This is a genomic window from Porticoccaceae bacterium LTM1, assembly GCA_030252795.1.
In the GTDB taxonomy this organism is placed as follows: domain Bacteria; phylum Pseudomonadota; class Gammaproteobacteria; order Pseudomonadales; family Porticoccaceae; genus SCSIO-12696.
Genome location: CP127080.1, coordinates 2,679,793 through 2,693,271 on the forward strand (window position 1 = coordinate 2,679,793; position 13,479 = coordinate 2,693,271).

13 protein-coding genes are annotated in these 13,479 nt (G+C 51.2%); 10 read left to right on the top strand and 3 right to left on the bottom strand.

What is annotated here, in order from left to right; translation table 11 throughout:
* Positions 1–9: 9 nt before the first annotated feature.
* From QP938_11650 to QP938_11690, 9 genes are all read left to right on the top strand, one after another.
* Positions 10–324, top strand: coding sequence for a GIY-YIG nuclease family protein (locus QP938_11650; protein ID WIO73942.1), 315 nt, complete (start codon positions 10–12; stop codon positions 322–324).
* A 6-nt stretch (positions 325–330) separates the two neighbouring features.
* Complete coding sequence (gene paaI / locus QP938_11655; GenBank protein ID WIO73943.1) at positions 331–813, top strand: hydroxyphenylacetyl-CoA thioesterase PaaI; 483 nt, start codon at positions 331–333, stop codon at positions 811–813.
* A 102-nt stretch (positions 814–915) separates the two neighbouring features.
* A complete protein-coding gene (pcaF, locus tag QP938_11660; protein WIO73944.1) occupies positions 916–2,121 on the top strand; it encodes a 3-oxoadipyl-CoA thiolase in 1,206 nt (401 codons plus the stop codon).
* 198 nt (positions 2,122–2,319) lie between these two features.
* Positions 2,320–3,291, top strand: a complete 972-nt coding sequence (gene paaA, locus QP938_11665; protein WIO73945.1) for a 1,2-phenylacetyl-CoA epoxidase subunit A — start codon at positions 2,320–2,322, stop codon at positions 3,289–3,291.
* 116 nt (positions 3,292–3,407) lie between these two features.
* Positions 3,408–3,695, top strand: coding sequence for a 1,2-phenylacetyl-CoA epoxidase subunit PaaB (gene paaB, locus QP938_11670; protein WIO73946.1), 288 nt, complete (start codon positions 3,408–3,410; stop codon positions 3,693–3,695).
* A gap of 103 nt (positions 3,696–3,798) precedes the next feature.
* Complete coding sequence (paaC, locus tag QP938_11675) at positions 3,799–4,575, top strand: 1,2-phenylacetyl-CoA epoxidase subunit PaaC (GenBank protein WIO73947.1); 777 nt, start codon at positions 3,799–3,801, stop codon at positions 4,573–4,575.
* Between the two features lie 108 nt (positions 4,576–4,683).
* Positions 4,684–5,235, top strand: coding sequence for a 1,2-phenylacetyl-CoA epoxidase subunit PaaD (gene paaD, locus QP938_11680; protein ID WIO73948.1), 552 nt, complete (start codon positions 4,684–4,686; stop codon positions 5,233–5,235).
* A gap of 112 nt (positions 5,236–5,347) precedes the next feature.
* On the top strand, positions 5,348–6,442 hold the full coding sequence (gene paaE, locus QP938_11685; protein ID WIO73949.1) for a 1,2-phenylacetyl-CoA epoxidase subunit PaaE: 1,095 nt from the start codon (positions 5,348–5,350) through the stop codon (positions 6,440–6,442).
* Between the two features lie 160 nt (positions 6,443–6,602).
* A complete protein-coding gene (locus QP938_11690; protein ID WIO73950.1) occupies positions 6,603–8,444 on the top strand; it encodes a GGDEF domain-containing protein in 1,842 nt (613 codons plus the stop codon).
* Here the strand turns inward: QP938_11690 and QP938_11695 are convergent.
* Positions 8,441–9,196, bottom strand: a complete 756-nt coding sequence (locus QP938_11695) for a slipin family protein (protein ID WIO73951.1) — start codon at positions 9,194–9,196, stop codon at positions 8,441–8,443. The genes QP938_11690 and QP938_11695 overlap by 4 nt on opposite strands.
* Before the next feature lie 4 nt (positions 9,197–9,200).
* Positions 9,201–10,520, bottom strand: coding sequence for a nodulation protein NfeD (locus QP938_11700; protein ID WIO73952.1), 1,320 nt, complete (start codon positions 10,518–10,520; stop codon positions 9,201–9,203).
* 150 nt (positions 10,521–10,670) lie between these two features.
* On the opposite strand from QP938_11700, the gene pyk reads away from it, so the two are divergent.
* On the top strand, positions 10,671–12,107 hold the full coding sequence (pyk, locus tag QP938_11705; GenBank protein ID WIO73953.1) for a pyruvate kinase: 1,437 nt from the start codon (positions 10,671–10,673) through the stop codon (positions 12,105–12,107).
* A 39-nt stretch (positions 12,108–12,146) separates the two neighbouring features.
* Here the strand turns inward: pyk and QP938_11710 are convergent, their stop codons facing one another.
* Entirely contained in the window at positions 12,147–13,460 is a 1,314-nt protein-coding gene (locus QP938_11710) for a site-2 protease family protein (protein WIO73954.1), read from the bottom strand.
* Positions 13,461–13,479 lie beyond the last annotated feature (19 nt).

The following is a 13,479-nucleotide window of genomic DNA, read 5'->3' on the forward strand; positions in this document are numbered from 1 at the left end:
CAGGCAACCATGGAACGGAATCCTGCGGTTTATATACTGGCCAGTAAACGAAATGGAACTTTGTATATCGGTGTAACCAGTGATTTGCTAAAGCGAATATGGGAGCACAAAAACAATGTAGTAAAAGGTTTTACTGAGCAGCACTCGGTGCACTTGCTGGTTTACTTTGAATTGTTTGAAGATATGTACTCGGTGATTCAGCGTGAAAAGCAACTAAAAAAGTGGAATCGACAGTGGAAAGTAAACCTTATTGAGAAACAGAATCCATGGTGGCAAGACCTATGGAGTTCTATTACAGATGGATCCCCGCCTGCGCGGGGATGACAAAATGTGCGTCATTCCCGTGAAGGCGGGAATCCATTGAGAACGGAGCAGCAAGAAGTGAACGACCAGCAACTCGCCGAAGCCTGCGTTGCAGAGCTGTATCAACGCGACCCAGCCAGCATAGAACTGGGCATGCGCATTATTGAGGTGCAGCCCGATATCGCAGTGGTAACCATGACCGTGCGCCGCGATATGCTCAACGGTCACGCAACCTGTCACGGTGGTTTTGTATTTTCACTGGCGGATTCGGCGTTTGCCTTTGCCTGTAATACCGGCAACAAGGCAACGGTAGCATCGGGTGCATCCATCGAGTACGTTGCGCCAGCGCGTGAAGGGGACTTGCTCACAGCCCGGGCAGAGAAAAAGCACCGAGCCGGTCGATTGGGCGTCTATGACATTACCGTCACAAACCAGAACAACGAGGTTGTCGCCTACTTTCGCGGCAAGTCTTATCAGACCAAACAGGCGGTACTGCCCGAACGGGACTAATCCGCCGTCATCGCGAGTGCAGCGACGCGATCCAGCGACTTTGATCTACAGACACTGGATTGCCACGCTCCGCTCGCAATGACAACAACAGGAGAACAGAGAGTGAAAGAAGCCTACATCTGCGACGCAATCCGCACCCCCATCGGCCGGTATGGCGGCAGCCTGTCTTCGGTGCGTGCCGACGATCTCGGCGCTGTGCCGATGAAAGCCCTGATGGAGCGCAACCCATCCGTCGACTGGACCAAGGTGGATGATATTTTTTACGGCTGCGCCAACCAGGCTGGCGAGGACAACCGCAACGTAGCGCGCATGAGCGCCCTGCTCGCCGGCATTCCAACTGACGCACCAGCAAGCACCGTCAATCGCCTGTGTGGCTCAGGTATGGATGCGGTGGGTATGGCCGCTCGCGCCATTAAATCCGGCGAAGCCGACCTGGTGATTGCTGGCGGCGTAGAGCAGATGTCCCGTGCACCGTTTGTGGTTGGTAAATCAGAGAGTGCCTTTGATCGCGGCCAGCAGATGTACGACACCACCATGGGCTGGCGCTTCGTGAACAAACTGATGAAAGAGCAGTTTGGCGTCCACTCTATGCCAGAAACCGCCGAGAATGTCGCCGAAGACTTCAATGTCTCCCGCGATGATCAGGACGCCTTTGCCCTGCGCAGCCAACAGCGAACCGCAGCAGCTCAGGCTAATGGTATTTTTAACGATGAGATCGTGCCGGTCACTATTCCCCGTCGCAAGCAGGAACCGCTGATTTTTGATACCGACGAGCACCCGCGTGCTTCTACCAATATGGAAGGTCTGGCGAAACTGCCGACACCATTCCGCGCTGGCGGAACTGTGACAGCGGGCAACGCCTCCGGCATTAATGATGGTGCCTGTGCACTGCTGATCGCATCAAAAGAAGCGGTGGAGAAATACGGCCTGACCCCGAGAGCAAAAATTGTTGGTATGGCCACTGCCGGTGTCGAGCCGCGCATTATGGGCATCGGCCCTGTTCCGGCCACCCGCAAGGTGCTCGAGAAAGCCGGCCTGACCCTGGAGCAAATGGACGTTATCGAACTGAACGAAGCATTTGCCGCCCAGGGACTGGCCTGTATGCGCGAACTGGGACTGGCGGATGACGCCGAACACGTTAACCGTAACGGCGGTGCAATCTCACTGGGTCACCCACTGGGCATGTCCGGAGCACGCCTGATTACCACAGCTATGTACCAGCTGCATCGTGATGGCGGTCGCTACGCCCTGTGCACTATGTGTATCGGCGTTGGCCAGGGCATCGCGCTGGTGATCGAAAAGGTCTGAGCCGTATAAATCCAGACCGGGAAAGGGCAGCTTCGGCTGCCTTTTTGCTATCTATACTTCATTGGTATTCATGCAGGCAGAGATCGACATTTTGGTCACCACATCACTTGCACCCTACCACCAAAGTGATACATAATTTCAAAATTGACTAGCAAATAACGTATCACTTAATAAATGAGCAACTCTTCGGAGAGCGCCATGACTCAGAATGTAAAAAGCCCCGAACAACTCGAGGCCGAACTGAACCAACACTTCCAGGCACGTATCGATGCAGAAGAACGCATTGAGCCGAAAGACTGGATGCCGGAAAAATACCGCAAAACCGTGCTGCGCCAGATGTCCCAGCACGCCCACTCGGAAGTGATCGGTATGCAGCCAGAAGGCAACTGGATCACTCGCGCACCTAGCCTGCACCGCAAGATAGTGCTGCTGGCCAAAGTGCAGGACGAAGCCGGTCACGGCCTGTACCTGTACAGTGCCGCCGAAACACTGGGTGCTACCCGCGAAGAGCTGGTACAGGCCATGCACGACGGCAAAGCCAAGTACTCCTCGATCTTTAACTACCCCACCCTGACCTGGGCCGATATCGGTGCCATCGGTTGGTTGGTGGATGGCGCGGCCATCGTTAACCAGGTAGCGCTGCAGCGCACCTCTTATGGCCCCTACTCGCGCGCCATGATTCGCATCTGTAAGGAAGAGAGTTTCCACCAACGCCAAGGCTACGAAATCATGCTCAAGCTCTCCAAGGGCTCACCAGAGCAGAAAGCCATGGCCCAGGATGCACTGAACCGTTTCTGGGAACCATCGCTGATGATGTTTGGCCCCACCGATGCAGATTCGCCAAACTCAGCGCAATCCATGGCGTGGAAAATCAAGCGCAAGTCCAATGACGAACTGCGTCAGGCGTTTGTAGACCAGACCATCAAACAGATAGAAGTGCTCGGCCTGGATATGCCAAGTAAAGACATCAAGTGGAATGAAGAGCGCGGCCACTACGATTTTGGCGAACTGAACTGGGATGAGTTCTTTGCCGTAATCAAAGGTAACGGCCCCTGCAACCGCCAGCGCCTGGCCCACCACCAAAAAGCCCAGGATGAGGGCGAGTGGGTACGCGAAGCTGCTCGCGCCTATGAGGCGAAAAGGCAGGCTCGCAAAGAACGCGCTGCGTAGTAATCGGCGAAACACAAATTGGTTTTAGCGTCCGACGTCTGACATCCGACGTCCGACCTTTTGAATAGAGCGCCTTAGTCAACAAAAAAGCTGGCGCGTTAAATAGAGAGAAGGTTATGACCACGAACAACATGCCCCTTTTCGAAGTATTTGTCCGCTCCAAGCGCGGCCTGGACCACACTCACTGCGGCAGCCTGCACGCCGAGAACGCCGAGCAGGCTCTGGAATACGCCCGCGATGTATACACCCGTCGTTCAGAAGGCGTAAGTATCTGGGTAGTTAAATCCAGCGACATTACCGCTTCCCAGGAAAGTGATCGCGACAGCTTTTACGATCCGATGGATGACAAACCATACCGTCACGCGACGCACTATGTGCTTCCAGACGAAGTAAACAACATGTAGCAAACCGTCTTTCCCGCGCAGGCGGGAATCCACCATTTCGCAGAAATGGATCCCCGCCTTCGCGGGGATGACAGTTGAACAGTTAACAACGACGGTAATTACTATGACCGATACAAAACTTGCCCCAAATAAGGACGCCATCGTCGACTACGCCATTCGTCTGGCCGACGACTCGCTGACTCTGGGCCACCGTCTTTCCGAGTGGTGTTCCAATGGCCCGTTTTTGGAAGAAGACATCGCCCTGATCAACGTGGCACTGGACTATGTTGGTCGAGCAAAAATGTTTTACGAATATGCCGCCACCACCGAAGGTAAAGGTCGCAGTGAAGATGACATCTGCTACCTGCGTGATGCGCGCGAATATCGCAACCTGCTGATCAACGAGCTGCCCCGCGGTGATTTTGCATTCACGATTGTGCGTCAGGTTTTTGTCGACACGTTTAATATGCTGTTCTACACAGAACTGCTAAAAAGCGCAGACAAAACCCTGGCCGCTATTGCCGGCAAGTCCATTAAAGAGACCAAGTACCACTTGCGTCGCAGCCAGGAGTGGCTGATTAAATTAGGTGACGGCACCGAAGAGAGCCATAACCGCTGCCAGAACGCCATCGAAGAACTGTGGGACTACGTCACCGAAATGTTTGATATGGACGCGCTGGAAACCAATCTGGTTGAACAGGGTATAGCTGTTGATCGCGCTGCTTTGCGCGAACCATGGCAAAAAATGGTCAAAGAAGTATGCGACGAAGCCACACTGCAATTACCGGATCACGACATCGCCATTCGCGGTGGCCGCAGCGGGATTCATACCGAGCACCTCGGTTTTCTGCTGGCAGAATTACAGTTTGTACAGCGGGCTTACCCAGGCAATACCTGGTAAGTAGGCCTGTCATCCTGAGCGTAGCGAAGGATCTCGTAGGTTAATGTTCCACTGAGATCCTTCGCTATGCTCAGGATGACAAATAATGATGATGACAAGAGAGCGTATATGGTTGCACTAATCCCCACCGTCAGCGCAGAACAGGTCGAACGCGACCAGCGTCGTGCCGACCCGGCTACTGCTGAGCTCTGGAAGTTGCTGGACGCTGTCCACGACCCGGAGGTACCCGTGCTGTCGCTGTGGGACTTGGGCGTACTGCGCGATATCGAAAAACAGGACGACAAAATCATTGTCACCCTGACGCCGACATACAGCGGCTGCCCAGCCATCAAAACCATGGCGGAAGATGTCGAAGCGGCATTGCGTGCTGCAGGCTATAACGATGTCGACATACGCAACCAGCTGGCTCCAGCCTGGACGACAGATTGGTTAAGCCCCGAAGGGCATCGCAAGTTAAAAGAGTACGGTATTGCGCCACCGCAAGAGTCTTCAACCTGCAGAGACTCGCGCAGCCCAATGGGAAAAGAGCCCAGCGTGCCCTGCCCGCAATGTGGCTCAAGCAATACTCGAAAAATCAGTGAATTTGGTTCAACCGCCTGCAAAGCACTGTATCAGTGTGAAGATTGCCACGAGCCATTTGATTATTTTAAGTGCCTGTAAAAGTGATTTTGTCATCCTGAGCACAGCGAAGGATCTCGTACCCTACCGCAATATAGAGATCCTTCGCTGCGCTCAGGATGACAGCTAAAAAATTATCGACAGAGTAAGAACTATGAACGACACCAACTTCTACAAATTAAACGTCGCCGCCGTGGTGCCGGAAACCGACACTGCCGTTCAGGTAATTTTTGATATTCCAGGCGAGTTAAAAAACAAATATGAATTTATTCAGGGCCAATACCTGACCTTGAAACAAACCATCAATGGCGAAGACGTTCGCCGCTCCTACTCTATCTGTTCCACTGTGGGCGACGAGCAGTTGCGTGTGGGAATCAAAAAGATTGATGACGGTGTTTTTTCCACCTACGCCAATGAGCAATTAAAAGCTGGCGACACTCTGGAAGTGATGCCGCCGCAGGGCAAGTTCTATACCGAACTGAATCCGACCAATGCCAAAAACTATATGTGCATTGCTGCCGGCTCAGGTATTACCCCAATGCTGTCGATTATCAAAACCGTGCTGGCCACCGAGCCTAACAGCAAAGTCACGCTGATTTACGGCAACCAGCGCGTTAAAAGCATGATGTTCCGCGAAGAGCTGTCCGACATTAAGAACGCCAACATGGAACGTTTTCAGTGGATTAATATCCTCAGTCGCGAAGAGCACGAAGCAGAAGTACTGCACGGCCGCATCAATAACAAAAAAGGCGCTGAATTGCAGGCCAAAAAGTTAATCGCCATTAATGAATTCCAGGAATTCTTCCTGTGCGGCCCTGAGGCTATGATTTCAGAAGTCTCTCGTGGACTGCGTTCCGAAGGAATCGACGAATCCCAGATTCATTACGAATTGTTTGGCGCATCGGCTGAAGCAGCCCAGGCCGCTGTTCAGAAGCACCACGAGCGCGCGGAGAAATACGGCAAGCTGGTGAGTAACGTCACCCTGATGTCTGGCGGCCGTCGTGTTAATTTTGACCTGAGTGCCGACGGCGAAAACCTTTTGGACGCTGGAATCGACAACGGTGTCGACCTGCCGTTCTCCTGTAAAGGCGGTGTCTGTGCCACCTGTAAAGCCAAACTGATTGAAGGCGAAGTGGAGATGGACCTGACCCACGGCCTGGAGCAGTACGAAATAGATAAAGGCTTTATTCTCACCTGCCAGTCACACCCGGTGAGTGAAAAAGTAGTCGTGGATTTCGACCAGCATTAATCCAACCCACATTTTAATTTCCAGATTAAATGGCCTGTTTACTGAAGTGAACAGGCCATTTTTTCAAATCCAACAAGCCGGTTACATTCACGGTCGTCACAATACAGTCACAACTCTGTAGCATCATGCCACCCCTACTTTGCAGTTCCGGGATTTCATTATGTTGCTGCCTGAAACAAGACGCCCCACAGATCCCTTACATCAGGTCTTAACCAATATTCTCGACCAGCAATCCCTTGAGTGTTGGTTTCAACCTATTGTCGATTTTCCCAGTCGAACTATTCTTGGCTATGAAGCACTGGCTCGCGGCCCACAGCATAGTTCACTTCATATGCCCTCAGCGCTGTTCGCATGCGCCCATGACAGTAATCAACTTCAAAGGCTTGAAGAGCTTTGCATAGCTACTGCCTGCGCCCAATTTCTGAAACTGGAATTGCCCGGCAAACTTTTCATTAACATTTCTGCCGCCGACATTTATCAACTGGACAGGCCACACAGCATAATCGGAACAACTCTTGCCAACTATGCAGAGCAGATTAATATCGTTTTGGAGGTGTCGGAAAAAGCACCGCTTAACGACTATAAACGCATTCGCGAAATCTCTAATTACTGCCACAAGATTGGCCTGCAACTGGCCATTGATGACCTCGGAAGTGGTTATTCCGGATTGCGGACCTGGGCTGAGCTACACCCTGACTATGTAAAAATTGATATGCACTTTGTGCGGGACATTCACAAAGACTCTGTTAAACGGGAGTTTGTGCGCTCAATTTGTGAAATCGCCAGAGGCATGAATTGCCACCTTATTGCAGAAGGAATTGAACACCCTCTGGAACTGGAAACCCTGCGAAATCTTGGTTTGAAGCTTGGGCAGGGCTTTCTGCTACACCCGCCTTCCAGTTATCCGCAGAAAAAACTCTCCGGACTGGCAAAACAACTCGGCACGTCCAACTCCATCAGCACCCGACGTCAAAATACCCGGCCCGCTGACACCGTTGCTGCCATTGTACAAAGCGCACAATCGCTTCCACCGGAAATTGTCGCCGAGGACGTTAATGATTTCTTTATTCGCAATCCATCCGTAAGTTCAGTCCCTATTGTCGAAAATGAAAAACCTGTTGGGCTGATCTCCCGCTCACAGATTCTCGAAATTTTTTCAGGACGATTCTCTCACCAACTCTATGGTCGGCAGCCCGTAACCAACTTAATGAATCGTCAACCGATCATTGTCGATGCAGATACACGTCTCGAAGAAGTTAGTCAGCGAATTACCGAAGAGCAGCATGCGGACCTCAGTAATGACTTCATCGTTACCCGCAATGGCAAATACATTGGCGTGGGTAAAGTAAATGATTTACTGCGGCGCATTACCGAGTACCAGATGCGGTATGCCCGATACAGCAACCCATTAACCCTGTTGCCGGGCAATGTTCCCATTTACGAGTGGATTGATCAGCTATTGGATCAGCGCGAACATTTTCGTCTCGCATACATTGACCTCAATAATTTCAAGCCGTTTAACGACACCTACGGCTACAGTCGTGGCGATGAGGTGTTAGCAACAATGGCTGATATTCTGGTCGCCGCTACCGATCCGGATACAGATCTGGTGGGGCATGTTGGGGGAGATGATTTTGTTATCCTGTTTCGCAGCCCGGACTGGCGGCATCGCTGCGAAGAGATATTTAATCGATTTGATCACGAGAAAAGACGTTTTTACGATTCGCCTGATTTACAGGAAGGCGGAATCTGGTGTGAAGATCGCCAGGGGAACAATAATTTCTTTGGCCTTCTTACCCTGGCGATGGGTGTCGTTGTTCCCGATCCTGACCGCTGCCAGTCACACCACGATGTTGCCCAGATGGCTACCGAAGCCAAACATCAGGCAAAAATGCGCGGGAAAAACCAGAACTACACATTCCTTTCGCGCCGTCGTGGACCTTCCGAATATCGATTCAAAAGCATGGTCAGGGATCAGAGCAATTCTCGCAGAGCCATTTAGCTGCCGCTTTCATTACCTATAATTCGATTCATTAAATCCACCGGCAGTGGAAAAACGATTGTCGAACTCTTCTCACCGGCAATCTCTGTCAATGTCTGCAGGTATCGCAATTGCAGCGATTGCGGTTGTGTGCCAAGAATTTTCGCTGCCTGCGCCAGTTTTTCTGCCGCTTGATGCTCACCTTCAGCATGTATCACTTTGGCGCGACGCTCCCGCTCCGCTTCCGCCTGTTTGGCAATTGCGCGAATCATGCTCTCATCCAGGTCAACATGCTTGATCTCAACATTGGAAACCTTGATTCCCCACGCATCAGTCTGTTGATCCAGAATCACCTGAATATCTGCATTTAATTTTTCGCGCTTGGAAAGCATATCATCAAGATCGTGCTGGCCAAGCACTGAGCGCAGTGTAGTCTGGGCAAGCTGACTGGTAGCTTCGAGATAATTTTCCACCGCAATAATTGCTTTTTGCGGATCGACCACTCGAAAATAAACCACTGCGTTTACCTTGACCGATACGTTATCCATTGAGATAACATCCTGGGTCGGCACATCCATCACAATGGTGCGAAGATCCACCCTGACCATTTGCTGCAGGCCAGGGATAACAATTATCAGGCCAGGACCTTTAACCTTATAAAAGCGACCCAATAAAAAGATCACGCCTCGATCGTATTCGCGCAGTACGCGAAACGTGGACATGATTATCAGAATCGCAAATACGGTTAACGTAACCGAAAAATATTCCATCATAGGATTACTCCCGAGAGTTGTTATCCATTGGTGTCACTGACAGCTTCAAACCATCAACTGCCAGCACTCGCACATAATCACCTTTCTGCAGGGGTTGATCACATATTGCCTGCCAGCGCTCCCCCTGAACCAACACTATCAGCTGCTCACCTTGCCCTGTGATTACCTGTGCCACGTCACCTACCAATATAGACACACCGGAAACCGTCGGTCCGCGTCGATAACGCAGCAGCATTCCCAGCACCAGTATCAACAAACCGGCTGAAACGGCGGTCAACGCCAGAATAATTGGCCAGGCAATCTGGAAAGCTGGCAGCTTGGTATCCATCAGCATGATAGAGCCCACCACAAAGGCAATAATCCCGCCCACGCCCAACACCCCAAAGCTGGGTGAAAAGGCTTCTGCTGTCATCAATCCGATACCCAACACAATGAGCGCCAGCGCCGAATAACTGACGGGCAAAACCTGCAAGGCATAGAGAGCAGTAATTAAACAGATCGCCCCGATAATCCCCGGGCCGCCCATTCCCGGGTTGGAAAATTCAAAAATCAAACCGTAAATGCCAATCAACAACAGGATGTAAGCCACGTTGGGATCGGTAATGATGGACAGAAATTCGTAGCGCCAATCCGGTTCATGCAGGCTGACCTCGGCATCCGTCGTAGCGAGCGTCACCTTGCCGGCCTCAGTTGTGACGACCCTTCCATTGATTAATTTCAGCAGTTCCGATGTATTACTGGCCACCAGGTCAACTACGTTTTTTTCGCGTGCCTGCTCTGCGGTGAGCGTCGCAGCATCCGTGACAGCACGCTCCGCCCACTCGGCATTCCGTCCTCGCAACTCAGCCAGTCCGCGAATATAGGCCACCGCATCATTGATCATCTTGCGTTCCATGGCAGTAGAAGGTTGTTTGGACTTTTCGGCTGAGGGAGAGTCTGGATCAGGTTCATCAGGTGATGAAGGCATTCCCGGCGCGCCGATCTGCACTGGTGTAGCGGCACCGAGATTTGTAGCTGGTGCCATCGCCGATATATGGCTGGCGTAGAGAATATAGGTTCCGGCACTGGCCGCCCGGGCTCCGCTGGGCTCCACATAGCCAATGACCGGGATGGGCGATGCAATGATGGCCTGAATAATATCGCGCATGGCACGATCCAGGCCGCCGGGTGTATCCATCGCCAGGATTACAGCATGCGCGCCCTGTTCATCGGCGTCTTCCAGCCCCCTGACGACATAATCCGCTGTGGCCGGGCCAATAGCCCCCTGAATTTTCAGTATCCACACGGACTCTGCCGCAGATACCGACAGTGAGGTTACCAACAATAAAAGTAGCCATAGTTTTCTCATGTGAGTAAGTATAGAAGGCTTCTGCAACTCTTCAGGACTGAAAGAAATGAGAGTCTTTGCGATTCAGCTGTCATACTACTGTGTACAATAGTGAGAAATTCGCCTGTATTCACAACTGTAAAAACAATGATGAAACGCACCAAGATTATTGCCACCCTGGGGCCAGCCAGTTCCGACGCCGACACCATTCACAACCTGATTCGTGCGGGCACAAATGTCTTTCGCATCAATTTTTCCCACGGCAAGCCCGACGAGCACCGCGAACGGGCCCGGCTGGTTCGACAGGAGGCTGAAAAGCTCAATGCTCATGTGGCTTTGCTGGGCGACCTGCAAGGACCCAAGATTCGCATTGCCGGTTTTGCGGAAGGACAAGCCACGCTAAGACAGGACGCCGGGTTTGTGCTGGATACCGCACTGGACTCCGATGCGGGCGACGACACACAGGTAGGTTGCAGCTACACCCAACTACCGGAAGACTGCCGCCCAGGCCAGACCCTGCTGCTGGACGACGGTCGCCTGCAGCTGCTGATCGAGAAGATTGAAGACACGCGGATTTACACCAAAGTACTGGTTGGCGGCACGCTCTACCCCAAAAAAGGGATCAACCTGCTGGGTGGCGGCTTGTCTGCACCAGCGCTGACCGATAAAGACCTGGAAGACCTGCAGCTCGCATCCGAACTGGAGCTGGACTATCTCGCCATCTCCTTTCCGCGCAGCGCCGACGATATGCACTACGCCCGTCGCTGCGCCACCCGTGCGGGCTGTAACGCCCGATTGATTTCCAAAATTGAACGCGCCGAAACCGTTGCCAATGACCAAACCCTGGACGACATTATTCGCGCATCTGATGCGGTAATGGTGGCGCGCGGAGATCTGGGCGTGGAAATTGGTGACGCAGAGCTGATTGGTGTGCAGAAAAAAATTATTCTGCGATCGCGACAACTGGATCGCCCGGTAATTACTGCCACCCAAATGATGGAGACAATGATCGAGAACGCCATCCCCACTCGCGCCGAAGTGTTCGACGTGGCCAACGCGGTACTGGATGGCACCGACGCAGTAATGCTCTCCGCCGAGACTGCCACCGGCAAGCACCCCGTTACCGTTGTGGAAGCGATGAGCCGCATCGCCCTGGGTGCAGAAAAACAGCGCAGCGCAAAAACTTCCGGCCACCGTATGGACCGTCTGTTTGATACCACTGAAGACGCCATTGCGATGGCCGCAATGTACGCTGCCAACCATATGCCGCGAGTGAAAGCGATTGTCTGCCTGACCGAATCCGGCACCACCCCGCTACTGATGTCGCGCATTCGTTCCGGCCTGCCGATCTACGCCATGTCAGAGCACAAAGCCTCACTGAATCGAATGGCTCTGTTTCGCGGTGTAATTCCCCGCTACTACGACATGTCATCCGTGGAAAACCGCAACAAACTGCTGACTAATGCAGTGAAGCAACTTAAAGCCAACGGGTTTATTCAGAAAGGTGATGTGGTACTCGGGACTCGAGGTGATTTGGTTGGCCAGGGTGGGATGACCAATACGTTGAAGATTTTTGAGGTGTGAATGTAAAAGGGGCTGAATATTCAGCCCCTTATTGGAACTTTAATTCTGCAAATTCAGAAGTGGCATATTAGCCATCAGTGAATTGACCAAATTTTCATCCAAACGTTTCGCCTCTTCCAGTGCGTGGCTACTACTTGCCAGATTTCCAAGTTTTTGATACCCCTCACAAAGTCCGACATATGTCATAGCCAGCTGGGCTGGTATGACTTTTTGTCTTTCCTCTTCTTTTTTTATTTTCTCCAGGAGCTTAACGCCCTCTTCAACATCAAATGAAGTTCGAATCAGAATAACTGCATAGGTGCCAACCACAGAGTTCTCCCATGGGATTTGCCGAAATGCTCGCTGGGACAGCTCCAGCATTTTTTTATCATCTCGACTACCTTTGCAGTACATAGAAAATGCATAGTTATTTTCACAAATTGCTAATACCACCTTAGACTGGTCACTACCATCCTTGCTCTCTGCATCCTTCGCCACCTGAAGAGCCGCTTCTGAATTCACAAGAAATTCCTCAAACTTCCCCTCTATGTAATACGCGTAGCTGAGAGCAATCAATAAAACCGGGGACTCCTGATAATTGCGACAAGAGAAGACAAAGTCTTGTAATTCGCCAAATCTATTTCTTGAAATCAATGCAGTGACTATCGTCGAATAATAAACCCCATCAGTTGCAACCACAGAATCTGGTGTTGAACGGAAAATATCCAAGATCCTCATACCATCAGACTTTAAGGCCTGTCTGACTACCTGCGGATATATTGAGCAAAAAAACAAAGCCCCATTCACTAAAGCACACACAAGCCAAAATAATGACTTAGGCTCAATGCTTAACACATCCAAACCGTAGATAAATATGTATACTGATAACAAACAAATTAGTAAGTTAACCAAGAAACCAGCTGACAGCATCAAGATATTCCGCCATACCTGACGCTTATAAGCAGGGTAAGCACAGTATGCCAAACCAAGTGTTGGAGAAGTTTTCAACCTCCAGATCGTATTTTTAGTATTCCACGAAAAAATCTCTTCACCCTCTCCAAATTCAACAATAGGGCATACCCCACCTGTAAGTCTTGCTACGGCCCAATGCCCGAGCTCGTGAAGCGCTATACTGATGAACTGAAGAGCATACGCCCACGCTGAAATTAGAAGTAATGCCAGAAAAAAGTTAGACTCAAAACTGATTTCCAGCCAATACCCAACCGGAATTCCCACTAGGACTAAGAGCCAGACAATCCTGGCTCTTTTGGATACTGAGTTTTTGAAGCAAATAGGACACAACAGTTCGTTTTTATCATTACGTGTAAAACCTGATTCAACAGTTGATTCTAATTGGCACCTTGAGCACTCCATACACACTTCTCCTTAAGAA